We start from the raw sequence: 25716 nt of genomic DNA, 5'->3' as shown, positions 1-25716 counted from the left end.
CCCGAGTTTTTTCCCTATTGAGCCTTAACCATGAATCAGAACGCTGAATATTCCGCGGTCAATGACGCGGTGCGCGGGCAGTTTTTCCGCCGTGTCTGGCAAATGACCACGCCGTACTGGCGCAGTGAGGAGAAGGGCAAGGCCTGGACGTTGTTGATCGCCGTGATTGCGCTGTCGCTGTTCAGCGTGGCGATTTCGGTGTGGATCAACAGTTGGTACAAGGATTTCTACAACGCCCTGCAAGAGAAGGACAGCGCGGCGTTCTGGCAGTTGATCCTGTATTTCTGCGGTATCGCAGCGGTGGCGATCCTCGGCGCCGTCTACCGCTTGTACCTCACGCAGATGCTCACCATCCGCTGGCGGGCCTGGCTCACCGAGCAGCATTTCGCCCGTTGGCTCAGAGACAAGAACTATTACCGACTGGAGCAGGGCGGTTATACCGATAACCCGGACCAGCGGATTTCCGAAGACCTCAACAGTTTCACCACCAATACCCTGAGCCTGGGCTTGGGACTGCTGCGCACCGTGGTCAGCCTAGTATCGTTTTCGATCATCTTGTGGGGCGTGTCAGGCAGCATCGAAGTGTTCGGCTACACCATCCCAGGCTACATGTTCTGGTGCGCGCTGGTGTATGCGGCGGTGGGCAGTTGGCTGACGCACTTGATCGGCCGCCGGTTGATCGGCTTGAACAACAATCAGCAACGCTTTGAAGCCGACCTGCGTTTCTCCATGGTTCGGGTGCGCGAAAACGCCGAAAGCATTGCGCTGTACAACGGCGAGCCGAACGAAAACCGTCGCCTGAGCGGGCGCTTCGGCCTGGTCTGGCATAACTTCTGGGACATCATGCGGGTGTCCAAGCGCCTGACGTTCTTCACCTCCGGCTATGGCCAGATCGCGATCATCTTCCCGTTCATCGTCGCCGCGCCGCGTTACTTCGCCGGCAAGATCCAGCTGGGTGAGCTCATGCAGATCAACTCGGCCTTCGGCAATGTGCAGGAGAACTTCAGCTGGTTCATCAGCGCTTATGCCGACCTCGCGGCGTGGCGCGCCACCTGCGATCGTCTGCTGAGCTTTCGCCAGGCCATGAGCGACAACGAAGACCGCGTGCCGGCCATTGACGTGCAAAACCAGGGCAGTGCATTGCAAGTGCAAGAACTGGGGTTGGACCTGGCCGATGGCCGCCATCTGCTCAGCAAGACCAATATGACCGTCGAGCCGGGGGAGCGGGTGATGCTCAGTGGACGTTCGGGCAGCGGTAAATCCACGCTGTTCCGGGCGATGGGGCACCTGTGGCCCGAAGGACACGGCGCGATCCGCTTGCCCGCGGCGCGTTATTTATTCCTGCCGCAAAAACCCTACCTGCCCATTGGCACGTTGCGCGAGGTGCTGAGTTATCCACAGCCGGGCGACACGTACCCGCACGAGCGTTACGCCCAAGTGCTGGAAACCTGCCGCCTGCCGCATCTGGTGTCGCGACTGGACGAGGCCAACCACTGGCAGCGCATGCTCTCGCCCGGCGAGCAGCAACGCCTGGCTTTCGCCCGCGCATTGCTTTATGCACCGCAATGGTTGTACATGGATGAGGCCACGTCGGCGATGGATGAAGAAGACGAGGCGACGCTGTACCAGGCGCTGATTGACCAGTTGCCAGGCCTGAGCATCGTCAGCGTTGGTCACCGAAGCAGTTTGAAACGTTTCCATCCACGACATGTGCGTATCGAAAATGGCCAACTCGTGGAGCGCACCGTGGCAGCATAAACACCGAAAACCTGTGGGAGTGAGCTTGCTCGCGATAGCGATGTATCAGTTGATATTGATGTGGCTGACCCTCCGCCATCGCGAGCAAGCTCGCTCCCACAAGGTTTTTTGGTGAACCTGATGCTTGTGCACGCAACCGCTCTAGTGCGGGAGTGAGCCCGCTCGCGATGACTGCGAATCGGTTTCAGCGCCAGACTCGCCACTTCACCCACGGTGATCGTACAACCACGTTGCGCTATGATGATGCCATTCAGCCGTTTAACGAGACACAGCCCCATGGAAAGACCGATCGACGTACCACGCCTTCCCCGCAAGCGCCGCAGCCTGGCGCAGGAGCTGGTGACGGTGTTGACCGAGCAGATTCGCGACGGCCTGCTCAAGCGTGGCGATAAATTGCCCACCGAGTCGGCGATCATGGAAGCCCATGGCGTCAGTCGCACGGTGGTGCGCGAGGCGATTTCCCGCTTGCAGGCGGCCGGCCAGGTGGAAACCCGCCATGGCATTGGTACTTTCGTGCTGGACACACCCAGCCCAAGCGGTTTTCGCATCGACCCGGCCACCGTGGTCACCTTGCGTGACGTGCTGGCGATCCTGGAGTTGCGCATCAGCCTGGAAGTGGAGTCCGCGGGGCTTGCGGCGCAGCGCCGCAGCGACGAGCAACTGGCCGCGATGCGCGCCGCCCTCGACGCCTTGAACGAAAGCGCCGCCCACGCCAGCGATGCGGTGGCCTCGGACTTCGCCTTCCACCTGGAAATCGCCCTGTCCACCGGCAACCGCTACTTCACCGACATCATGACTCACCTGGGCACCAGCATCATTCCGCGTACCCGGGTGAACTCGGCGCGCCTGGCCCACGATGACCAGCAGCGCTACATGAACCGCCTGAGTCGTGAGCACGAGGAAATCTACGACGCCATCGCCCGCCAGGACTCCGAGGCGGCCCGTGCGGCCATGCGTTTGCACCTGACCAACAGCCGCGAACGGCTGCGCCAGGCGCATGAAGAGGCGCAGGCGCAGGGCTAGCCGCTCGTCACTGCTGCTTGCTTGCGCTTGGCTGCATCGTAGGCGCTCTGTAGGAGCTGCCGAAGGCTGCGATCTTTTGATCTTGATCTTGATCTTGATCTTGATCTTTCACTTGGGACTCAAATGTCTGGGGAAAGATCGCAGCCTCGTTGCACTCGACAGCTCCTACACGGCTCCTGCATAGCTCTTACCTAGCTCTTACATAGCACCTACACAGCTTCTAGGACGCAGCCCGGTGGGGGACGAGCCCTTTGCCGCCGGGGCGCCTGTTGGCAGCGTTGACAGTGACGATGAGCGGCCTTGCTCCTTGGCGAGGGCAAGTTTGAGCGGTCTTCCAATCTGCTCAAAAGCCGCGAGTTACAAGGCTTGGCCACAAATACCCCCGGACCTGGCATTCGACAAAAGACGAAATGCAGTTGACGTTCACATTTTAAGTTGTACGATGACCTACAACTTCACATGAAGCTGAACCGTTTTCCTACAACACAACATTGCGTCCAGGGTGTTCGAATAATGAATCCACAAGAACTGAAGTCCATCCTCTCGTCTGGCCTGCTGTCGTTCCCGGTCACCGATTTCACTGCTCAAGGCGATTTCAATCGCGACAGCTACATCAAGCGCCTCGAGTGGTTGGCCCCGTATGGCGCCTCTGCATTGTTCGCAGCGGGCGGCACCGGTGAATTCTTCTCCCTGGCCGCCAGCGAGTATTCCCAAGTCATCAAGACCGCCGTCGATACCTGCGCCACCAGCGTGCCAATCCTCGCCGGTGTTGGCGGTGCCACTCGCCAGGCCATCGAATACGCTCAAGAAGCCGAGCGCCTGGGCGCCAAGGGCCTGTTGCTGCTGCCGCACTACCTGACCGAAGCCAGCCAGGACGGCGTAGCCGCCCACGTTGAGGCCGTGTGTAAATCGGTGAAGATCGGCGTGGTGGTGTACAACCGCAACGTCTGCCGCCTGAATGCCACGCACCTGGAGCAACTGGCCGAGCGCTGCCCGAACCTGATCGGCTATAAGGATGGCCTGGGCGATATCGAACTGATGGTGTCGATCCGCCGTCGTCTCGGCGATCGTTTCAGCTACCTGGGCGGCCTGCCGACCGCAGAAGTCTATGCCGCGGCCTACAAGGCCCTGGGCGTGCCGGTCTACTCCTCGGCGGTGTTCAACTTCATTCCGAAGACCGCGATGGATTTCTACCACGCTATTTCCCGTGACGATCATGAGACCGTCGGCAAGATCATCGACGACTTCTTCCTGCCGTACCTGGACATCCGTAACCGCAAGGCCGGTTACGCGGTGAGCATCGTCAAGGCCGGCGCGAAGATCGTGGGCTATGACGCAGGTCCGGTGCGCACGCCGCTGACCGACCTGCTGCCAGAAGAATACGAAGCCCTGGCCGCGCTGATCGACAAGCAAGGCAAGCAGTAACAGACCCGACAAGGCCGCTGAGCAATCAGCGGCTTTTTGCGTAAAGCTTGATCGTTCTCACGCTCTGCATGGGAACGCCACCAGGGACGCTCTGTGTTCCTAGACAGCTTTTGTAGAAGGAGTAGCTCCGTGGCAGATTCAAAGCGTTTCGATAACTACATCAACGGTCAGTGGGTGGCTGGTGCCGACTATTGCACCAACATCAACCCGTCTGACTTGTCCGATGTCATCGGTGAATACGCCAAGGCTGACGCAGCGCAAGTCAATGCCGCCATCGAAGCCGCCCGCGCCGCGTTCCCGGCCTGGTCGACCTCGGGCATCCAGGCCCGTCATGATGCGCTGGACAAGGTCGGCAGCGAGATCCTCGCCCGCCGTGAAGAACTCGGCCAACTGCTGGCCCGGGAAGAGGGCAAGACCCTGCCCGAAGCCATCGGCGAAGTGACCCGCGCCGGTAATATTTTCAAGTTCTTTGCCGGTGAATGCCTGCGCCTGTCGGGCGACTACGTGCCGTCGGTGCGCCCAGGCGTCAACGTTGAAGTCACCCGCGAAGCCCTGGGTGTGGTCGGCCTGATCACACCGTGGAATTTCCCGATTGCCATTCCTGCGTGGAAAATCGCCCCAGCCCTGGCCTACGGCAACTGCGTGGTGATCAAGCCCGCCGAGCTGGTGCCGGGCTGCGCCTGGGCCCTGGCCGAGATCATTTCCCGCGCCGGTTTCCCGGCCGGTGCGTTCAACCTGGTGATGGGCAGCGGCCGTGTGGTTGGCGAAGTGCTGGTCAACAGCCCGAAAGTTGACGGCATCAGCTTTACCGGTTCGGTGGGCGTGGGGCGGCAGATCGCGGTCAATTGCGTGGCGCGCCAGGCCAAGGTGCAACTGGAGATGGGCGGCAAGAACCCGCAGATCATCCTCGACGACGCCGACCTCAAGCAGGCCGTCGAACTGGCGGTACAGAGCGCGTTCTACTCCACCGGCCAGCGTTGCACGGCCTCGAGCCGCCTGATCGTCACCGCCGGCATCCATGACAAGTTCGTCGAGGCCATGGCCGAGCGCATGCAGTCGATCAAGGTCGGCCATGCGTTGAAGGCCGGTACCGATATCGGTCCGGTGGTTTCCGAAGCCCAGCTCAGCCAGGACTTGAAGTACATCGACATCGGCCAGAGCGAAGGCGCTCGGTTGGTCAGTGGCGGTGGGCTGGTGACGTGCGACACTGAAGGTTACTTCCTGGCACCGACCCTGTTCGCCGACAGCGAAGCCTCGATGCGCATCAGCCGCGAAGAGATCTTCGGCCCGGTGGCCAACGTCGTGCGCGTGGCCGACTACGAGGCGGCGCTGGCGATGGCCAACGACACCGAGTTCGGTCTGTCCGCCGGCATCGCCACCACCTCGTTGAAGTATGCCAACCACTTCAAGCGCCATTCGCAGGCGGGCATGGTGATGATCAACCTGCCGACCGCTGGCGTGGACTACCACGTGCCATTCGGCGGGCGCAAAGGCTCGTCCTATGGTTCGCGTGAGCAAGGTCGCTATGCGCAAGAGTTCTACACCGTGGTGAAGACCTCTTACATCGGCTCCTGATACACCGCAACACCCCTGTAGGAGCTGTCGAGTGTAGCGAGGCTGCGATCTTTTGGTCTTTCGCTCGCAACTCAATGGTCTGAGGCAAGATCGCAGCCTCGTTGCACTCGACAGCTCCTACAGGGCGTAACACAGCACTGACCCGTATAAAAATAATGAGTGGAAGTAGATTTACATGCAAGAAACCAAGCCGACTCGCGTCCGCTATTTGATCCTGCTCATGCTGTTTTTGGTGACGACGATCAATTACGCCGACCGCGCAACCATCGCTATCGCCGGCTCCAGCCTGCAGAAAGACCTCGGCATCGATGCCGTTACCCTCGGTTATATCTTCTCCGCCTTCGGCTGGGCCTATGTGGCCGGGCAGATCCCGGGCGGCTGGCTGCTTGACCGGTTCGGGTCGAAAAAAATCTATGCCTTGAGCATTTTTACCTGGTCGCTGTTCACCGTGCTGCAAGGCTATGTCGGTGAATTCGGCGTCTCCACCGCCGTGGTGGCGCTGTTCATGCTGCGTTTTCTGGTTGGGCTGGCCGAGGCGCCTTCCTTCCCGGGCAACGCCCGCATCGTCGCGGCCTGGTTCCCCACCGCTGAACGCGGCACCGCTTCGGCGATTTTCAACTCGGCCCAGTATTTCGCTACGGTGTTGTTTGCGCCGCTGATGGGCTGGATTGTCTACCGCTTCGGCTGGCAGCACGTGTTTATCGTGATGGGCGTGGTCGGTATCGTGTTCTCGCTGGTCTGGCTGAAAATTATCCACAGCCCGCGCCAGCATCCGATGATCAACGAGGCCGAGTTCAATCACATCGCCGCCAACGGCGCGATGGTCGACATGGACCAGGACAAGGGCAGGGGTAAGAAGTCCGACGGTCCGAAGTGGGATTACATCCGCCAACTGCTGACCAACCGCATGATGCTTGGCGTGTACTTGGGCCAATACTGCATCAACGGCATCACCTACTTCTTTCTGACCTGGTTCCCGGTGTACCTGGTGCAAGAGCGCGGCATGACCATCCTCAAGGCCGGTTTCATCGCCTCCTTGCCGGCGATCTGCGGCTTCATCGGGGGCGTGCTGGGCGGGGTGATCTCTGACTACCTGCTGCGCAAGGGCCACTCGCTGACGTTCGCCCGCAAGGCGCCGATCATCGCCGGCCTGCTGGTGTCCAGCAGCATCGTGGCGTGCAACTACGTGGACATCGAATGGATGGTGGTGGGCTTCATGGCCCTGGCCTTCTTCGGTAAAGGCGTGGGTGCATTGGGCTGGGCAGTGGTCTCCGATACGTCGCCAAAACAGATCGCCGGTTTGAGCGGTGGCCTGTTCAACACCTTCGGTAACCTGGCATCGATCACCACGCCAATCGTCATCGGCTACATCATCAATGCCACCGGTTCGTTCAAGTGGGCACTGGTGTTCGTCGGTTGCAACGCGTTGGTGGCGGTGTTCAGCTACCTGGTCATCGTGGGGCCGATCAAGCGTGTCGTACTCAAAGAACCCATGGGCAGGGATGACCAATCTTCCAGCCTGTCTGAAGCTAAATCCTGAAGGAGCGGCGTCCATGCAACTGATTGAACATGCCGATTCGCCGCGTTATATCCGCCTGCATGAGCGGGACAATGTGGTGATCGTCGTCAATGACCAGGGCGTACCGGCCGGGACCGAGTTCCCGGATGGCCTGGTCACCGTGGACTTTGTGCCCCAGAGCCACAAGGTCACGCTGCAGGATATTCCCGAGGGCGGCGAGGTGATTCGCTACGGCCAGGTCATTGGCTACGCGCTGCAACCGATCCGCCGTGGCAGTTGGGTCAAGGAGGACCAGTTGCGCATGCCCACCGCGCCGCCGCTGGACAGCCTGCCGCTGTCCACCGATGTGCCGGCGGCCGATGCGCCGCTGGAGGGCTACACCTTCGAGGGCTATCGCAACGCCGACGGTACGGTCGGCACGCGCAATATCCTGGGCATCACCACCACGGTGCAGTGTGTGACCGGGGTGTTGGACCATGCGGTCAAGCGCATCAAGGACGAACTGCTGCCCAAGTACCCGAACGTCGATGACGTGGTGGCGCTGACCCACAGCTACGGCTGCGGCGTGGCGATCACCGCCACCGACGCCTACATCCCGATCCGCACCGTGCGCAACCTGGCGCGCAACCCGAACCTGGGTGGCGAGGCGCTGGTGATCAGCCTGGGCTGCGAGAAATTGCAGGCCGGGCAGGTGATGCATGAAGGCGACAGTTCGGTGGACCTCAGCGAGCCGTGGTTGTATCGCTTGCAGGACTCCAGCCACGGTTTTACCGAAATGATCGAGCAGATCATGGCGCTGGCCGAGACCCGCTTGAAGAAACTTGACCAACGCCGCCGCGAAACCGTACCGGCTTCGGAGCTGATCCTGGGCATGCAGTGCGGCGGCAGCGATGCGTTCTCCGGTATTACTGCCAACCCGGCGTTGGGTTATGCCTCGGACCTGTTGCTGCGGGCCGGGGCGACGGTGATGTTCTCCGAAGTCACCGAAGTGCGCGATGCGATCTACCTGCTGACTTCCCGGGCACAAACCCGGGAAGTGGCTCAGGAGCTGGTGCGCGAAATGGACTGGTACGACCGTTACCTGGCCAAGGGCGAGGCCGATCGCAGTGCCAATACCACGCCGGGCAACAAGAAGGGCGGGCTGTCGAACATCGTCGAAAAATCCCTGGGCTCAATCGTCAAGTCCGGCAGCAGCGCGATCAACGGCGTGCTCGGCCCGGGCGAACGTTTCAAGCAAAAGGGCCTGATCTTCTGCGCCACGCCGGCCAGTGACTTTGTCTGCGGCACGTTGCAACTGGCGGCGGGGATGAACCTGCACGTCTTCACCACCGGCCGCGGCACGCCGTACGGCTTGGCCATGGCCCCGGTGGTGAAGGTCTCGACCCGCACCGAACTGGCCCAGCGCTGGCCGGACCTGATCGACATCGACGCCGGCCGGATCGCCACCGGGCGCGCGACCATCGAGGAGCTGGGCTGGGAGCTGTTCCACTACTACCTGGACGTGGCCAGCGGCAAGAAACAAACCTGGTCCGAGCGGCACAAGCTGCACAACGACATCACGTTGTTCAACCCGGCGCCGATTACCTGATGATTTCGTGATCGCCGGAGATCCAGTGTGGGAGCGAGCTTGCTCGCGATAGCGGTGGTTCAGCTAGCATCGATATTGGATGTGCTGCCGTCTTCGCGAGCAAGCTCGCTCCCACAGGGGATTTGCGGAGAGTGCGGATTTTGTGTTCACTGAAGAACACATGTGGGGGCGAGCTTGCTCGCGATAGCGCTCCACCAGACGCCAATGCCGTGAGTGGCTTATCATTAGCCACCTAACGACACCCTTCTCAAGGTCCCCGGCATGCTGGCAATTTTCCTCGAAACCCTGAACATCACCGCGCCGGTGTTTGCCATGTTGTTTCTGGGGACGTTGCTCAAGCGCATCTATTGGATCAATGACAATTTCATCCACATGGCCTCGTCCCTGGTGTTCAACGTCACCATGCCGGCGCTGTTGTTCCTCGGCATCCTGCATGCCGATCTCCACGCGGCATTGCAGCCGGACCTGTTGATCTATTTTTCCATTGCCACCCTGGTGGGCTTTGCCGTGGCCTGGGGCTGGGCGATCTGGCGTTGCCCGCGTGAGGACCGTGGCATCTATACCCAAGGTGCCTTTCGCGGCAACAACGGCGTGATCGGCCTGGCACTGGCAGCGAGCATGTACGGCGACTACGGGATTTCCCTGGGGTCGATACTCGCGGCGTTGGTGATCCTGTTCTACAACACCCTGTCGACGATCGTGCTGGCGGTCTACAGCCCAGTGATCAAGTCCGACCCCTGGAGCATCTGCAAAAGCGTGGTCAGCAACCCGCTGATCATCAGTGTGGTCGTGGCCGCGCCGTTCGCCTATTGGCAGATAGGCCTGCCGAACTGGTTCGAAACCTCGGCCAAATACCTTGCCCAGATGACCTTGCCCCTGGCGTTGATCTGCATCGGCGGCACACTGTCACTGGCGGCCTTGCGCAAGAGCGGCAAGATGGCCCTGAGTTCGAGCCTGGTGAAGATGGTCGGGCTGCCGCTGCTGGCCACCTTGGGCGCTTGGCTCTGGGGCTTTCGCGGGGCGGAGCTGGGGATCCTGTTCCTGTACTTCGGCAGCCCGACCGCCGCGGCCAGTTACGTCATGGCCCGGGCGGCCGATGGCAACCATGAGCTGGCGGCGGCGATCATCGTCATCACCACGCTGATGGCGGCGATCACCACCAATCTGGGGATTTTTGTGTTGCAGTGGGGTGGGTGGATCTAGCCTGCAGATTTGCAGCGCTCTGGCGATCCATTCGCGAGCAAGCCCGCTCCCACATTCGATCGCGTTCCCATGGAAGAACGCAGTCAATGTGGGAGCGGGCTTGCTCGCGAAGAGGCCTGACCTGCCACTGCAAGGATCAGGCTTTTACTCAGGCTTCTGGTAGCTATCGATTACTTCCTGTGCCGCCCGAAACGCATCAATCGCCGCCGGCACGCCCGCGTACACCGCGCAATGCAGCAATGCCTCGCGAATCTCTTCCACCGTGCAGCCATTGTTCAGCGCGCCACGCACGTGGCCTTTGAGTTCCTGCGGGCACTTGAGCGCGGTGAGGGCGGCCAGGGTGATCAGGCTGCGGGTTTTGAGCGGCAGGCCCTCGCGGCTCCAGACGCTGCCCCAGGCGTGTTCGTTGACGAAGTCCTGCAATGGCTGGGTGAATTCGGTGGCGTTGCCCAGGGCGCGGTCGACGAATGCGTCGCCCATGACCTGGCGACGCATGTCCAGGCCGGTCTTTGGAGTGTCGGTCATGGCAAATCCCTCTTGTGGTGTTGGCGGCGCCAGGCGCGCAGGGAGGTGAACAGTAAAAACACGAGCAGGGCCGGCAGCACATAGAACAGCATCAGCCGTTCCAGTTGGCCGGCCAGGGGCATGCCGGTGGTGAACGACACCACGTGCAGCCCATAGGCCAGGTACAAACCCAGCAACAGCAGGCCTTCGGCGCGGGTGACACGATAACCGGAATAGAACACCGGCAGGCACAGCACCGCCACGCCGAGCATTACCGGCAGGTCGAAATCCAGGGCGTTCGGTGAGACCGACAGTGGCGTGGGCGCTGCCAGGGCGGTCACTCCCAGTACACCCAGCAGGTTGAACAGGTTGCTGCCGATGACGTTGCCTACCGCAATGTCCCGTTGGCCGCGCAGGGCGGCGATCAATGAGGTGGCGAGCTCCGGCAGCGAGGTACTGACAGCGACAATGGTCAGGCCGATGATGCGCTCCGAAAGCCCCAAGTCCGTCGCCACTTCCACCGCCGCACCCAACAGCAGGTGCCCGGCGAAAATCAGCATGGCCAAACCCAGCACGATCATCGACAGGCTCTTGGGCCACGATCCCCGGGTCAGCTCGATACCCACCGCGTGCGGCCGTCCCGAGTGCCGCGACTGGCGCAGCAACAGGCCCAGGTACACCACCAGGGCCACCAGCAGCCAGACGCCGTCCAGCCGGGTCAGTTCTTCATTCCAGGCCAGCACGAACACCAGCAGGCTGGCACCGATCATCAACGGGATGTCCAGGCGCACCAGTTGGCGCGAGACGCGCAACGGAATGATCAGCGCCGACAGCCCAAGGGTGACGAGGATGTTGAAGATGCTGCTGCCGATCACGCTGCCCACGGCGATGTCGGCGTTTTGCGCCAGGGTCGCCTGCAGGCTCACGGCCATTTGTGGGGCGCTGCTGCCGAACGCGACGACGCTCAGGCCGATGATCAGCGGTCGTACCTGCAAGCGTGCTGCCAGGCCCACGGCGGCGCGTACCAGCAGTTCGGCACCGCCGATCAGCAACAGCAGGGCGCCGAACAATTCGATCAGGCTGAGCAGCGGTAAGGCGGTGAGTAGGGAAATGGCCGGGCTCCGTCTATCAATCGTCGAGGGCTTGCACGCGCACCCGTGCGGTGCCGCTGCGCAACATTCCCAGTTGCTCGGCGGCTGCGCGGGACACGTCGATCAAGCGGCCTCGGGAGTATGGGCCACGGTCGTTGATGCGCACCACCACGCTGTCATTGTTGCCCAGGTTGGTGACTTTCACTCGGGTGCCGAACGGCAACTGGCGGTGGGCGGCGGTCAGGCTGTGCTGGTCGAAACGCTCGCCGCTGGCGGTGCGCTTGCCATGGTGCCTGGCACCGTAATAGGAGGCGACGCCGGTCTGGTCGTAGCCGTGTGGATCGACCGTCCCGCTCTGGCTGGCGCAACCGGCCAGCAGGGACAGCAGCGCGCAGGCGCCGAGGAGACGCTTCATGTGGGGTTTCCAACTACAGATAGGGGCGCTGGCCAGTGGGAACAAAGCCTGTGGGAGTAAAGCTTGCTCGCGATGAAGACACCTCGATCCATCAGTGGACCGCAGTATCGACCATCGCGAGCAAGCTTTGCTCCCACAGGCTCGCTCCCGCAAGGGGGAGTGGAGCCAGGCTTGATATCTGGCCCCATGGTCATCAGCCCTCGAGCTTGCTTTTGAGCAGTTCGTTGACCTGTTGCGGGTTGGCCTTGCCCTTGGAGGCTTTCATGGCCTGGCCGACGAAGAAGCCGAACATCTTGCCGCGCTTGGCTTCGTCTGCCGCACGGTACTGTTCGACCTGCTCGGCGTTGGCCGCGAGCATTTCATCGAGCACGGCGGAAATCGCGCCGGTGTCGGTGACCTGCTTCAGGCCGCGCTTTTCGATGATCTCGTCGGCGCTGCCTTCACCGTTGGCCATGGCTTCGAACACCATCTTGGCGATCTTGCCGGAAATGGTGTTGTCCTTGATCCGCACCAACATGCCGCCCAGTTGCTCGGCCGAGACCGGCGACTGGTCGATTTCCAGGCCCTGCTTGTTCAGCAGGCTGCCCAACTCGACCATCACCCAGTTGGCCGCCAGCTTGGCGTCGCCGCCGATGCTCACGACTTTCTCGAAGTAATCGGCCTGCTCGCGGCTGGTGGCCAGGACGTTGGCGTCATAGCTCGACAGCCCGAACTGCGCCTGGAAGCGCTCGCGTTTTTGCGGCGGCAATTCTGGCAGGGTGGCGCGTACGTCATTGAGGAACGAGTTCTCGATGACCACCGGTAGCAGATCCGGGTCGGGGAAGTAACGGTAGTCGTTGGCTTCCTCTTTACTGCGCATCGGACGGGTCTCGTCCTTGTTCGGGTCGTACAGGCGGGTCTGCTGGATGACCTTGCCACCGTCCTCGATCAGTTCGATCTGGCGCTGGATCTCGCTGTTGATCGCCTTCTCGATGAAGCGGAACGAGTTGACGTTCTTGATCTCGCAGCGGGTCCCGAACTCGACTTGGCCCTTGGGCCGGATCGACACGTTGCAGTCGCAGCGCAGCGAGCCTTCGGCCATGTTGCCGTCGCAGATGCCCAGGTAGCGCACCAACGCGTGGATCGCCTTGACGTAGGCCACGGCTTCCTTGGCGCTGCGCATGTCCGGCTCGGAGACGATTTCCAGCAGCGGCGTGCCGGCACGGTTCAGGTCGATGCCGGTGGCGCCGTTGAACTCTTCGTGCAGGCTCTTGCCCGCGTCTTCTTCCAGATGCGCACGGGTGATGCCGACGCGCTTGACCGTGCCGTCTTCCAGGGCGATGTCCAGGTGGCCCTTGCCGACGATCGGCAATTCCATCTGGCTGATCTGGTAGCCCTTGGGCAGGTCCGGGTAGAAGTAGTTCTTGCGGGCGAACACGTTGTGCTGGCCGATCTCGGCGTCAATCGCCAGGCCGAACATCACCGCCATGCGCACCGCTTCGGCGTTGAGCACCGGCAGCACGCCGGGCATGCCCAGGTCGACCAGGCTGGCCTGGGTGTTGGGCTCAGAGCCGAACGTGGTGGAGCTACCGGAAAAGATTTTCGACCGGGTGGTGAGCTGGGTATGAATCTCCAGCCCGATCACGACTTCCCATTGCATGTGTTTCTCCTCAGAAGCCGGTTGGGGTGCGGGTGTGCCAGTCAGTGTTCAACTGATACTGGTGCGCCACGTTGAGCAGGCGGCCTTCCTGGAAATAGGGTGCGAGCAACTGCACGCCCACCGGCAGGCCATCGACGAAACCGGCCGGCATGGACAGGCCCGGCAAACCGGCGAGGTTGGCGGTGATGGTGTAGACGTCTTCCAGGTACTCGGCAACCGGGTCACTGGTCTTGGCGCCCAGTTTCCAGGCCGGGTTCGGCGTGGTCGGGCCGAGGATGATGTCGACCTCGTTGAAGGCGGCCATGAAGTCGTTCTTCACCAGGCGACGGATTTTCTGCGCCTTGAGGTAGTAGGCATCGTAGTAGCCGGCGGACAACGCGTAGGCGCCGACCATGATCCGGCGCTGCACTTCGGCGCCGAAGCCTTCGCCACGGGAGCGCTTGTACAGGTCAATCAGGTTTTCCGGATTCTCGCAGCGATAGCCGAAGCGCACGCCGTCGAAACGCGACAGGTTCGAGGACGCTTCCGCCGGGGCGATCACATAGTACGCGGGGATCGCGTGCTGCATGTTCGGCAGGCTGATTTGCTTGATGACCGCGCCGAGCTTCTCCAGCTCCTTGACGCTGTTGTGGACCAGCTCGGCGATGCGCGGGTCGAGACCGGCACTGAAGTATTCCTTCGGCACGCCGATGCGCAGGCCTTGCAGCGAGCCGTTGAGGCTGGCGCTGTAGTCCGGCACAGGCTCATCGATGCTGGTGGAGTCGTTCGGGTCGAAGCCGGCCATGCCTTGCAGCAGGATTGCGCAGTCTTCGGCAGTGCGGGCCAGCGGGCCACCCTGGTCGAGGCTGGAGGCATAGGCGATCATGCCCCAGCGCGAGACGCGACCATAGGTGGGCTTGAGGCCGGTGAGGTTGGTGAACGCCGCTGGCTGGCGAATCGAGCCGCCGGTGTCGGTGGCAGTGGCGGCCGGCAACAGGCGCGCGGCCACGGCGGCGGCGGAACCACCGGACGAGCCGCCCGGTACGTGCTCCAGGTTCCAGGGGTTTTTCACCGGGCCGTAGTAGCTCGACTCGTTGGCCGAACCCATGGCGAATTCGTCCATGTTGGTCTTGCCCAAAGTCACGGTGCCGGCGGCATCCAGCTTGGCGACCACGGTGGCATCGTACGGCGCCTTGAAATTGTCGAGCATCTTCGAGCCGCAGCTGGTGCGGATGCCCAGGGTGCAGAACAGATCCTTGTGGGCAATCGGCGCGCCGAGCAGGGCGCCGCTTTCACCATCGGCGCGACGGGCGTCGGCGGCCTTGGCCTGGCCCAGGGCCAGTTCTTCGGTGAGGCTGATGAAACTGTTGAGCTGCGGGTCGAGCTGAGCGATGCGCGCCAGCAGGACTTTGGTCAGTTCTTCGGAGGAAAACTTTTTGTCGGCGAGTCCGCGGGCGATCTCGGCCAGGGTCATGTGATGCATGAGAGGCTCTTTCCCTTTAGTCGATGACTTTCGGAACCAGGTACAGGCCGTTTTCGACCGCTGGTGCGATGGACTGGTAGGCCTCGCGATGATTGGATTCGGTCACGACGTCGGCGCGCAGGCGCTGGCTGGCTTCCAGTGGGTGTGCCAGCGGTTCGATACCGTCGGTATTGACCGCCTGCATCTCGTCGACCAGCCCCAGAATGCTGTTCAGGGCAGAAGTAATGTGTGGAAGATCGGCTTCATTGAGGCCCAGGCAGGCCAGATGAGCGATTTTTTCCACGTCGGAGCGTTCAAGCGCCATGGGATTCTCCAGTGGAAAACAAAACGGACGCAGTCTGTCCGTGTGTTAGATTGTCGGAACACTACCGCATTTCTACGGCCGTGGTGCCCTGTATCACAAGTGCTGTTCCTTTTTGACGGCGTCTATTACCGTCATGCTGCGTTGCCGCTTCTCGCCATAGCGGGCTATGACTCGTCGCGGCGCCTTGCCTGACGACAATAGCCACTCGTCAAAGAAGGAACGCATTTGCGAAACAGGGCACTGGCCGCGATTGTGGGGTTTGGTGCACAGAAAAGCGGCCAATTTAACATATTGGCGCCTTGCCCAAAATCCCTGTCGTTGTTAGAGTTTGCCGCACTTTTTTACCCACGCGTTGCCTAGGGTCCCTTTCCCATGTTCAAGAAACTGCGTGGCATGTTTTCCAGCGATCTTTCCATTGACCTGGGCACTGCCAACACCCTTATTTACGTGCGCGAGCGCGGTATCGTCCTGAATGAACCCTCGGTCGTGGCCATCCGCACCCACGGTAACCAGAAAAGTGTCGTGGCTGTCGGTACGGAAGCCAAGCGCATGCTGGGCCGTACACCGGGCAACATCGCGGCCATTCGCCCGATGAAAGACGGCGTGATCGCCGACTTTAGCGTCTGCGAAAAGATGCTGCAGTACTTCATCAACAAGGTTCACGAGAACAGCTTCCTGCAGCCCAGCCCTCGTGTGCTGATCTGCGTTCCATGCAAGTCCACCCAGGTTGAGCGACGCGCTATCCGTGAATCGGCCCTCGGTGCCGGTGCTCGTGAAGTGTTCCTGATCGAAGAACCCATGGCTGCTGCCATCGGTGCCGGCCTGCCGGTAGAAGAGGCCCGCGGCTCGATGGTCGTCGACATCGGCGGCGGCACCACTGAAATCGCGCTGATCTCCCTCAACGGTGTGGTCTACGCCGAATCCGTACGTGTGGGCGGCGACCGTTTCGACGAAGCGATCATCACCTATGTGCGTCGCAACTACGGCAGCCTGATCGGCGAATCCACCGCCGAGCGCATCAAGCAGGAAATCGGCACGGCCTACCCGGGCGGTGAAGTGCGTGAAGTCGACGTACGCGGTCGCAACCTGGCCGAAGGCGTTCCACGGGCGTTTACCCTCAACTCCAACGAAGTGCTCGAAGCGCTGCAAGAATCGCTGGCGACCATCGTCCAGGCCGTCAAGAGCGCCCTGGAGCAGTCGCCGCCGGAGCTGGCATCGGACATCGCCGAGCGTGGCCTGGTGCTGACCGGTGGTGGCGCGCTGCTGCGTGACCTCGACAAGCTGCTGGCCCAGGAAACCGGCCTGCCGGTGATCGTTGCCGAAGACCCGTTGACCTGCGTTGCCCGCGGCGGTGGCCGTGCATTGGAAATGATGGACAAGCACACCATGGACCTGCTCTCCAGCGAATAAATTGGCTGGATCGTCTAGGTTGTTCGCTCCCGGGCAGCACTTTGCAGTGCTGCCCGTTGGCGTTTATCTTCTGTCATTCGTATCCAGGCCGGTTTGATGCCGTATGAATAAAGAAAACATTTGCCTGGGAGGAGCGGCCTATTAAACCGCTTTTCGCCAAAGGCCCCTCATTGGGTGTGCGCCTGCTGGTGCTGACCGTGCTTTCGGTCGCGCTGATGGTGGTCGATGCCCGCTTCACGCTGCTCAAGCCTGTACGCAGCCAGATGTCGCTGGTGTTGATGGAGTCCTACTGGATCACCGACCTGCCGCAGCGCTTGTGGCAAGGTGTCGCCAGCCAGTTTGGCAGCCGGACCGAATTGGTCGCCGAAAACGAAAAACTCAAGACCGAAAACCTGCTGCTGCAGGGGCGCATGCAGAAGCTGGCGGCCCTCACCGAGCAGAACGTGCGGCTGCGTGAGTTGCTCAATTCTTCTGCGCTGGTCAACGAGAAGGTCGAAGTGGCCGAATTGATCGGCATGGACCCCAACCCCTTCACCCACCGCATCATCATCAACAAGGGCGAGCGCGACGGCGTGGTCCTCGGCCAGCCGGTGCTCGACGCCCGGGGCCTGATGGGCCAGGTGGTGGAGTTGATGCCCTACACCTCCCGGGTGCTGCTGCTGACCGATACCACCCACAGCATTCCCGTGCAGGTCAATCGCAACGGCTTGCGCGCGATTGCCAGCGGCACCGGCAACCCGGAACGCCTGGAACTGCGCCATGTGGCCGACACTGCCGACATCAAGGAAGGCGACCTGCTGGTCAGCTCAGGTCTTGGCCAGCGCTTCCCGGCTGGTTATCCGGTGGCAATGGTCAAGGAGGTCATCCATGACTCCGGCCAGCCGTTTGCCATCGTTCGCGCGGTGCCGACGGCTGCATTGAATCGCAGCCGCTACCTGCTGCTGGTATTCAGCGACAACCGCACGCCCGAAGAGCGTGCCAACGACGCCGCCGTGGCCCAGGAAGCCCAGGATCGGCAGAGCGGCGAGGCGGCCGCCACGGCGACAGCCCCTGCCACCGTGCCGAAACCACAAGTGCCGGCACCCGCTACGGCGGCTCCGGCCACCACACCGGCGGCAACCCCGGCCACTGCACCCGCCGCGGCTGCTGTGAAACCGACCCGGTCGGCCACCCACGCGCCCGCCGCGCAGCCAGCTCAGCCAGCCCGGCCCGCCGCCAAACCGCCAGCCTCCACGCCGGCCACCGCGCCAGCCCCCAGGGGAGCACGAGAAGAATGAGCAGTACCCAATCCGGTAACGGCTGGATGGTCTGGTTGACCTTCGCCATCGGCCTGTTGCTCAGTGTTTCGCCGCTGCCGCAGTTCATGGAAATCCTGCGCCCACTGTGGCTGGCCCTGTTGCTGGCTTTCTGGGCGCTGGCCTTGCCGCACAAGGTCGGCATGGTCACCGCCTGGTGCCTGGGCCTGGCCGAAGATGTGCTTTATGGCACGTTGCTTGGGCAGAACGCACTGATCCTGACGCTGATCACCTTCCTGGTGCTGTCGTTGCAACAACGCCTGCGGATGTTCCCCATGTGGCAACAATGCCTGGTGATCCTGGTGATCTTCGGCCTGGCGCAGCTGGTGCAATTGTGGCTCAGCGCGCTGACCGGCAATCGCCAGCCGACCCTGGCGCTGGTGTTGCCGGCCCTGGTCAGTGCCTTGCTCTGGCCATGGGTCAGCTTCGGTTTGCGTGGCCTGCGCCTGCGTTTCAAAATCAACTGATTCGGTCAGGCATTGGCCTTGATAGGGAGATGTCTTGATGAAACCGCTTTACCTCGCCTCAGGCTCGCCGCGTCGGCGTGAACTGCTTACGCAGATCGGCGTGCCCTTTACCGCCATCGGCGCGGACATCGACGAAACTCCCCTGGACCACGAAACCCCTTCGGCCTATGTCGAGCGCCTGGCGCGCGGCAAGGCCGAGGCGGGGCGACGAGCCCTGGACGCCGGCATGGATGGCTGCGTGCTCGGGGCCGACACTGCCGTAGTGCTGGACGGGCGAATTCTCGGCAAGCCCGAGAACCAGGCCGATGCCATGACGATGCTCTTGAGCCTGTCCGGTCGCGAGCATGAAGTTTTGACCGCCATTGCCATACTGGATGGGCAGCGTTGCGAATCCCGCGTTGTGCGCAGCCTGGTGCGCTTTCGTTCGATCACGGAACAGGAAGCGGCGGCCTACTGGGCCAGTGGCGAACCCCGGGACAAGGCTGGCGGCTATGGTATTCAAGGGCTGGGCGCGGTGTTTGTCGCCGGGCTCGAAGGCAGTTATTCAGCCGTGGTCGGCCTGCCACTGTGCGAAACCGCAGAACTACTGGGCCATTTCGGCATACCCTGTTGGCAAACCTTGAACGCGCGCTGAGCGCCGTCTGACTTGATGCGGCCATAATCGTGAACATGCCTGAACGAGACCCTGCCATGAGTGAAGAGATCCTGATCAACATCACGCCGATGGAATCGCGCGTGGCGGTGGTTGAAAACGGTGTGCTGCAAGAGGTCCACGTCGAGCGCACGCAAAAGCGTGGCATCGTCGGCAATATCTATAAAGGCAAGGTGGTGCGGGTGCTGCCGGGCATGCAGGCAGCCTTTGTCGACATCGGCCTGGACCGTGCGGCGTTCATTCACGCTTCGGAAATTTCCATGCGCGAAGGGCCAGCGGTGGAGAGCATCAGCGCGTTGGTCCATGAAGGCCAGAGCCTGGTGGTGCAGGTCACCAAGGACCCCATCGGCTCCAAGGGCGCGCGCCTGACCACGCAACTGTCGATTCCGTCGCGCTACCTGGTGTATATGCCGCGCACCGCCCATGTCGGCATTTCCCTGAAAATCGAAGACGAAGCCGAGCGCGAGCGCCTCAAGCAGGTGGTCAGCGACTGCGTGGAAAAAGAAGGCATCAAGGAAGCCGGTGGGTTCATCCTGCGCACCGCCGCCGAAGGGGCCGGGGCCGATGAGATCCTGATGGACATCCGCTACCTGCGCAGGCTCTGGGACCAGATCGCTGCGCAGATCAAGACCATCGCCACCCCCAGCGTGATCTACGAAGACCTGGGCCTGGCGCTGCGGACCTTGCGCGACCTGGTCAGCCCCAAGATCGAGAAAATCCGCATCGACTCCCGGGAAACCTTCCAGAAAACCACCCAGTTCGTTGCCGAGCTGATGCCGGAAATCGCCGACCGCCTCGAGCATTACCCTGGCGAACGGCCGATTTTCGACCTGTACGGGGTCGAAGACGAAATCCAGAAAGCCCTTGAGCGCAAGGTACCGCTCAAGTCCGGGGGCTACCTGGTGGTGGATCCGGCCGAGGCCATGAGCACCATCGACGTCAACACCGGGGCGTTCGTCGGCCATCGCAACCTGGAAGAAACCATCTTCAAGACCAACCTGGAAGCCGCCACGGCCATCGCCCGGCAACTGCGCCTGCGCAACCTGGGTGGGATCATCATCATCGACTTCATCGACATGGAGGATGAAGAGCACCAGCGCCAGGTGCTGCGGACCCTGGAAAAACAACTCGAACGCGACCACGCCAAGACCAACATCATCGGGATCACCGAGCTGGGCCTGGTGCAGATGACCCGCAAGCGCACCCGAGAAAGCCTCGAACAGGTGCTGTGCGAGCCGTGCAGCAGTTGCCAGGGCCGCGGCAAGCTCAAGACTCCGGAAACCGTGTGTTACGAAATCTTCCGGGAAATCCTCCGGGAGGCGCGCGCCTACCAGGCCACTGGCTATAGAGTGTTGGCAAACCAGAAAGTGGTGGACCGCCTGCTCGATGAGGAGTCAGGCAACGTCGCGGAGCTGGAAGCGTTTATCGGACGCACGATTCGCTTCCAGGTGGAAACCATGTATTCCCAGGAACAATACGACGTGGTGTTGCTCTGAAGAGCTTGGGAAGCGGCGGGCCCGCGGATTTGATTGTCTTTGCCAGGGGAGCCCACTGACATGGAGCGTCTGACACGCATGATGGCGACGCTGACCCGTTGGGCGCTGGGACTGTGCGCGCTGCTGCTGGTGTTGCTGGCGTTGTACGTCAGCCTCGGTCGTGAGCTGGTCCCGCTGGTGGCCGAATACCGCGCCGACGTCCAGACCCGGGCCAGCGCCGCCTTGGGCATACCCGTGCATATTGGCAACCTCGACGGTAGCTGGAGCGCCCTGGCGCCGATCCTGGCGGCGCGCGACGTGGTGGTCGGCGAGGGTCCCAACGCCTTGCACCTGGATCAGGTGCGGGCCGTGCCTGACCTGTGGGATAGCCTGTTGGCGCGTCAGGTGCGCATCGCCCACCTGGAAGTCAGCGGCCTGAAGATCAGCCTCAAGGAGGGTGCCGACGGCAAGTGGGTCCTGGAAGGCCTGCCAGTGCAGGACGATCAGCCCCTCGATCCACAGCAACTGCTCGAGCGCATGCAGGTGGTTTCCAAGCTGTCGTTGCTCGATAGCCAAGTGACCTTGCAGCCCCTTGAGCAACCACCGCTGACCCTCACCTACGTCGGTTTGAGCCTGCGCACCGGCGCCACCCATCAACGGCTGGACGCCCGCTTGACCCTGCCTGACGGTCAGCCCGTGGCGATCAACCTGCGTACCCGTATCCGCGCCAGTGATTGGAAGAATGGCCAGGCCGATGCCTACCTGAGCCTGCCGCAAAGCGACTGGTCCAAATGGCTGCCGAAACGCCTGACCCAACAATGGAATTTTTCCCGGATCAAGGCCGGTGGCGAGTTCTGGCTGAGCTGGGGGGACGGCACGGTGCAAAGCGCGGCCATGCGCTTGAACGCCCCTGACATCCAGGGCGCCTACGCCGAGCGCAAACCGGTGCAGATCCATAACCTGGCGCTCAATGGATATTTCCAGCGTGGCGACCAGGGTTTTACCGCGACCTTCGATTCTTTGGCGATGAACCTGGGCGAAACCCGCTGGGAGTCACGTCTGCTACTGCAACAGAGCAGCGCCACCGAAAAGGCCGAAGAGCGCTGGCACTTGCAGGCCGATCGCCTTGACCTGGCGCCGCTGACCCCATTGCTTCATGCCTTGGCGCCATTGCCCGAAGGTGTCGCGACGGCCATCGACCGGCTCAAGGTGACCGGTGGCCTGCGCAATGTGCTGGTGGATTACCGGCCGCAGAATACCGGTGATCAAAAAATCAGTTTCGCCACGAATTTGGACACCGTGGGCTTTGATGCCTATCGCGGTGCCCCGGCTGCGCGCAATGTATCGGGGAGCCTGAGCGGCGACCTCGGTGGCGGCGAGCTGCGCATGGACAGCAAGGACTTTTCCCTGCACCTGGACCCGATTTTCGCCAAGCCCTGGCAGTACCTGCAGGCCAACGCCCGGCTGACCTGGAAACTCGACAAGCAAGGCTTCACCCTGATCGCGCCATATTTGAAGGTGCTGGGGGAGGAGGGCCGGATTGCTGGCGACTTCCTGATCCGCCTGCATTTCGACCACAGCCAGGAAGACTACATGGACCTGCGGGTCGGCCTGGTGGACGGTGACGGACGCTACACCGCCAAGTACTTGCCGGCGGTCCTCAGCCCGGCGCTGGATGAGTGGTTGCGCACGGCCATCGTCAAGGGGGCGGTGGACGAGGGCTTTTTCCAGTATCAAGGCTCGCTCAATCACGGAGCCGAGGACGCGGCGCGCAGTATCAGCCTGTTTTTCAAGGTGCATGATGCCGAACTGGCGTTCCAGCCGGGCTGGCCTTCGGTCAGCAAGGTCAGCGGCGATGTCTTTGTCGAAGACAGCGGCGTGCGCATTTTCGCCAGCCAGGGCCAATTGTTCGATACCCAGGTCAAGGATGTTTCGGTGAACATTCCCCATGTACCCAGCGGGAAGAGTTCTCATCTGTTTCTGAATGGCCGGTTCGCTGGAGGCCTGGGCGACGGCCTGAAAATCCTCCAGAGCGCGCCGATCGGGACGGCCGAGACGTTCGCTGGCTGGGAGGGTGAGGGCGATCTGCAAGGCAGCGTGAAGCTCGACATCCCCCTGGTCAAAGGCGAGCAACCGAATATCCTGGTGGATTTCGCCACCGACAAGGCCCGTCTCAAGCTCAGCGAGCCGGTGCTGGAGCTGACCCAGCTCAAGGGCGATTTCCGCTTTGACAGCAACAAGGGCCTGAGCGGCAAGGGCATCAGTGCCCGGGCATTCGACCGGCCCGTGACCGCGCAGATTTTCGCCGAGGGTCGCGCCGGTGCGCTCAACACCCGGGTTACCGCGTCCGGGCAGGTAGAGGTCAAGAAACTCACCCGTTGGCTGAATGTCACCCAGCCATTGCCGGTATCCGGTGTCGTACCCTACCGGTTGCAGGTGATCCTCGACGGCGCCGACAGCCAATTGTCGGTCAGTTCCAACCTCAAGGGCGTGGCGGTGGACCTGCCGGCACCCTTCGGCATAGCCGCCGATGTCGGGCGCGACACGGTGTTTCGCATGACCCTGCAAGGGCCGGAGCGGCGTTATTGGGTTGATTATGGCGACCTGGCCAGTTTCACTTACGCCGCGCCGAGCGGGAAAGTCGCCGACGGCCGCGGCGAATTGTTGCTGGGCGCTGGCGATGCCGTTCTGCCCGGGGCCAAAGGGTTGCGACTGCGCGGCTCACTGTCGGAACTGGACGTGAGCCCCTGGCAGGACCTGGTGAACAAGTATGCCGGCCAGGATCCGGGCGGCAGTGCCAAGCAATTGCTCAGCAGCGTCGATCTGAGCATCGGCAAGCTCACGGCCATGGGCACGACCCTGGACCAGGCATCGGTGCAACTGGATCGCAAGCCGGACGCCTGGGCCTTGCGGCTTGGCAGCCAGCAGGCCAAGGGCAATGTCAGCCTGCCAGACGCCAAGGCCGCCCCGATTGGTATCAAGCTCGATTATGTGCGCCTGCCGGCCGCAGACCCGACGGTCCAGACCGATGAAAACGCTCCGGATCCGTTGGCGTCGGTCGATCCCAGCAAGATCCCGGCCATGGATATTGCCATCGGCCAACTGTTCCAGGGCCCTGATCTCATCGGTGCGTGGTCGTTGAAAGTGCGACCGACCGCCAAGGGCATCGCGCTGAGCAATCTGGACATGGGCCTCAAGGGCATGGTGTTGAACGGCAGTGGCGGCTGGGAAGGCGCGCCCGGTTCCACCAGCAGTTGGTACAAGGGCCGTATCGGCGGCAAGAACCTGGGCGACGTGCTCAAGGGCTGGGGTTATGCCCCAAGCGTGACCAGCCAGAAATTCCGTCTGGATGTCGACGGCCGTTGGCCCGGCTCGCCGGCGTGGGTCGCCACCAAGCGCTTTTCCGGCAGCCTCGATGCGTCGCTGAGCAAGGGCCAGTTTGTCGAAGTTGAAGGCAGTGCCCAGGCGCTGCGGGTATTTGGCCTGCTGAACTTCAACTCCATCGGCCGACGCCTGCGCCTGGACTTCTCCGACCTGTTCAGCAAGGGCTTGAGCTACGACCGGGTCAAAGGGCTGTTGGTGGCGAGCGACGGTGTGTACGTGACCCGCGAACCCATTACCTTGACCGGGCCGTCGAGCAACCTGGAACTCAACGGCACGCTGGACATGGTGGCCGACCGGGTCGACGCCAAGCTGCTGGTGACGCTGCCGGTGACCAACAACCTGCCAATTGCCGCGCTGATCGTTGGCGCACCGGCGGTGGGTGGGGCGCTGTTTCTGATCGACAAACTGATCGGTGACCGCGTGGCGCGCTTTGCCAGCGTAAGATACGACGTCAAGGGACCGTGGAAAGAGCCGAAGATCACCTTCGACAAGCCGTTTTGACAGTTCGACGCCAACTCCCTTGTGGGAGCCGGCCTGTGGGAGCAAAGCTTGCTCGCGATTGAGGTGTGTCAGTCAGCCTATATGTTGGATGTACCTGCCTCATCGCGAGCAAGCTCTGCTCCACAGCCGCCTTGGGCGAGGATAAAAAGAGGGAAGCTCCATGCCAGTCGCAGTGATTCAAATGGTCAGCCAGAGCGATGTGCTCGCCAACCTGGCCCGTGCCCGTGTGCTGCTGGAGCAGGCGGCCGCAGGCGGCGCAAGGCTGGCCGTGCTGCCGGAGAATTTTGCGGCGATGGGGCGGCGGGACATTGCCGATATCGGTCGTGCCGAAGCCTTTGGTCAGGGACCGATCCTGCCCTGGTTGAAACAGGTCGCCCGAGACCTCAAGTTATGGATTGTGGCCGGCACGTTGCCGTTGCCACCGGTGGACCAGCCCGAGGCCAGGTCCCATGCCTGTTCGTTGCTGGTCGACGACCAGGGCCAGATCGTGGCGCGCTACGACAAGCTGCACCTGTTCGATGTGGATGTGGCGGACAATCGCGGGCGCTATCGCGAGTCGGATGACTATGCTTATGGCGCTAACGTGGTGGTTGCCGATACCCCCGTGGGTCGGGTGGGCCTGACGGTCTGTTATGACTTGCGATTCCCGGAGCTCTACAGCGAGCTGCGGGCTGCCGGGGCCGAGCTGATCACGGCGCCGTCGGCGTTTACCGCGGTGACCGGCGCGGCCCATTGGGACGTGCTGATCCGCGCCCGGGCCATCGAAACCCAGTGCTACGTGCTGGCGGCCGCCCAGGGCGGGGTGCATCCGGGGCCGCGGGAAACCTTTGGCCACGCCGCGATTGTCGACCCGTGGGGCCGTGTGCTGGCACAACAGGATCAAGGTGAGGCCGTGCTGCTGGCCGAGCGCGACAGCAGCGAACAGGCGTCCATCCGGGCGCGCATGCCGGTGGCCAGCCATCGGCGCTTTTTCTCGCAGGGCGCTCGACAGCGGCCTGTTCAAGACGACGAATTCAAGGCGTAAAT

General features: G+C 62.2%; 20 protein-coding genes. 14 read left to right on the top strand and 6 right to left on the bottom strand.

All coding sequences use genetic code 11. The features are described from left to right. Positions 1 to 30 precede the first annotated feature (30 nt). The 7 genes from AC09SL_RS19405 (at position 31) to AC09SL_RS19375 (ending at position 10091) form a co-directional block, all read left to right on the top strand. Entirely contained in the window at positions 31 to 1758 is a 1728-nt protein-coding gene (locus AC09SL_RS19405) for an ABC transporter ATP-binding protein/permease (RefSeq protein ID WP_058545380.1), read from the top strand. Between the two features lie 276 nt (positions 1759 to 2034). After that, positions 2035 to 2781, top strand: coding sequence for a FadR/GntR family transcriptional regulator (locus AC09SL_RS19400; protein WP_058545379.1), 747 nt, complete (start codon positions 2035 to 2037; stop codon positions 2779 to 2781). A 513-nt stretch (positions 2782 to 3294) separates the two neighbouring features. Then, on the top strand, positions 3295 to 4206 hold the full coding sequence (gene kdgD / locus AC09SL_RS19395; RefSeq protein ID WP_058545378.1) for a 5-dehydro-4-deoxyglucarate dehydratase: 912 nt from the start codon (positions 3295 to 3297) through the stop codon (positions 4204 to 4206). A 129-nt stretch (positions 4207 to 4335) separates the two neighbouring features. Then, positions 4336 to 5781: an aldehyde dehydrogenase family protein gene (locus AC09SL_RS19390; protein WP_058545377.1), complete on the top strand. Its 1446-nt coding sequence runs from the start codon at positions 4336 to 4338 to the stop codon at positions 5779 to 5781. Between the two features lie 175 nt (positions 5782 to 5956). Continuing rightward, the gene (locus tag AC09SL_RS19385) at positions 5957 to 7321 is read left to right on the top strand and encodes an MFS transporter (protein ID WP_058545376.1); all 1365 of its coding nucleotides are present in this window, start codon (positions 5957 to 5959) and stop codon (positions 7319 to 7321) included. Between the two features lie 13 nt (positions 7322 to 7334). Further along, complete coding sequence (garD, locus tag AC09SL_RS19380) at positions 7335 to 8888, top strand: galactarate dehydratase (RefSeq protein ID WP_058545375.1); 1554 nt, start codon at positions 7335 to 7337, stop codon at positions 8886 to 8888. A gap of 261 nt (positions 8889 to 9149) precedes the next feature. After that, a complete protein-coding gene (locus AC09SL_RS19375) occupies positions 9150 to 10091 on the top strand; it encodes an AEC family transporter (protein ID WP_058545374.1) in 942 nt (313 codons plus the stop codon). Between the two features lie 144 nt (positions 10092 to 10235). Here AC09SL_RS19375 and AC09SL_RS19370 read toward each other — a convergent pair whose 3' ends face one another. The 6 genes from AC09SL_RS19370 to gatC all read right to left on the bottom strand — a co-directional run bounded on the left by AC09SL_RS19370 (position 10236) and on the right by gatC (position 15506). After that, positions 10236 to 10616, bottom strand: a complete 381-nt coding sequence (locus AC09SL_RS19370) for a carboxymuconolactone decarboxylase family protein (protein ID WP_003177973.1) — start codon at positions 10614 to 10616, stop codon at positions 10236 to 10238. Next, complete coding sequence (locus AC09SL_RS19365; RefSeq protein ID WP_064107092.1) at positions 10613 to 11674, bottom strand: calcium/sodium antiporter; 1062 nt, start codon at positions 11672 to 11674, stop codon at positions 10613 to 10615. The genes AC09SL_RS19370 and AC09SL_RS19365 overlap by 4 nt, the downstream gene beginning before the upstream one ends. A gap of 49 nt (positions 11675 to 11723) precedes the next feature. Then, a complete protein-coding gene (locus tag AC09SL_RS19360; protein WP_058546626.1) occupies positions 11724 to 12101 on the bottom strand; it encodes a septal ring lytic transglycosylase RlpA family protein in 378 nt (125 codons plus the stop codon). A 193-nt stretch (positions 12102 to 12294) separates the two neighbouring features. Then, positions 12295 to 13740, bottom strand: a complete 1446-nt coding sequence (gatB, locus tag AC09SL_RS19355) for an Asp-tRNA(Asn)/Glu-tRNA(Gln) amidotransferase subunit GatB (protein WP_058546625.1) — start codon at positions 13738 to 13740, stop codon at positions 12295 to 12297. A 10-nt stretch (positions 13741 to 13750) separates the two neighbouring features. Further along, positions 13751 to 15202 (bottom strand): Asp-tRNA(Asn)/Glu-tRNA(Gln) amidotransferase subunit GatA, encoded by a 1452-nt coding sequence (gene gatA / locus AC09SL_RS19350; protein WP_058546624.1) that lies wholly within the window; start codon positions 15200 to 15202, stop codon positions 13751 to 13753. Positions 15203 to 15218: 16 nt separating this feature from the next. Beyond that, complete coding sequence (gene gatC / locus AC09SL_RS19345; protein WP_003197816.1) at positions 15219 to 15506, bottom strand: Asp-tRNA(Asn)/Glu-tRNA(Gln) amidotransferase subunit GatC; 288 nt, start codon at positions 15504 to 15506, stop codon at positions 15219 to 15221. 372 nt (positions 15507 to 15878) lie between these two features. Here gatC and mreB point away from each other — a divergent pair, with 372 nt between their 5' ends. The 7 genes from mreB to AC09SL_RS19310 all read left to right on the top strand — a co-directional run bounded on the left by mreB (position 15879) and on the right by AC09SL_RS19310 (position 25714). Further along, positions 15879 to 16916: a rod shape-determining protein MreB gene (gene mreB / locus AC09SL_RS19340; protein ID WP_002555108.1), complete on the top strand. Its 1038-nt coding sequence runs from the start codon at positions 15879 to 15881 to the stop codon at positions 16914 to 16916. Positions 16917 to 17056: 140 nt separating this feature from the next. Beyond that, positions 17057 to 18193, top strand: a complete 1137-nt coding sequence (mreC, locus tag AC09SL_RS19335; protein ID WP_081264529.1) for a rod shape-determining protein MreC — start codon at positions 17057 to 17059, stop codon at positions 18191 to 18193. Continuing rightward, entirely contained in the window at positions 18190 to 18678 is a 489-nt protein-coding gene (mreD, locus tag AC09SL_RS19330; RefSeq protein ID WP_003197820.1) for a rod shape-determining protein MreD, read from the top strand. The genes mreC and mreD overlap by 4 nt, the downstream gene beginning before the upstream one ends. Before the next feature lie 37 nt (positions 18679 to 18715). Further along, the gene (locus AC09SL_RS19325; RefSeq protein WP_058546622.1) at positions 18716 to 19312 is read left to right on the top strand and encodes a Maf family protein; all 597 of its coding nucleotides are present in this window, start codon (positions 18716 to 18718) and stop codon (positions 19310 to 19312) included. A gap of 56 nt (positions 19313 to 19368) precedes the next feature. Further along, positions 19369 to 20826: a ribonuclease G gene (gene rng / locus AC09SL_RS19320; RefSeq protein WP_018613976.1), complete on the top strand. Its 1458-nt coding sequence runs from the start codon at positions 19369 to 19371 to the stop codon at positions 20824 to 20826. Positions 20827 to 20886: 60 nt separating this feature from the next. Then, positions 20887 to 24690: a YhdP family protein gene (locus tag AC09SL_RS19315; protein WP_058546621.1), complete on the top strand. Its 3804-nt coding sequence runs from the start codon at positions 20887 to 20889 to the stop codon at positions 24688 to 24690. A 160-nt stretch (positions 24691 to 24850) separates the two neighbouring features. Further along, positions 24851 to 25714 carry a carbon-nitrogen hydrolase family protein gene (locus AC09SL_RS19310; RefSeq protein ID WP_058546620.1) on the top strand — a complete coding sequence of 288 codons (864 nt, stop codon included), beginning with the start codon at positions 24851 to 24853 and terminating at the stop codon, positions 25712 to 25714. Positions 25715 to 25716: the final 2 nt, after the last annotated feature.

The sequence above is a fragment of the Pseudomonas sp. PF05 genome, assembly GCF_056521845.1.
This window is presented reverse-complemented; position numbering and strand designations above follow the sequence as displayed.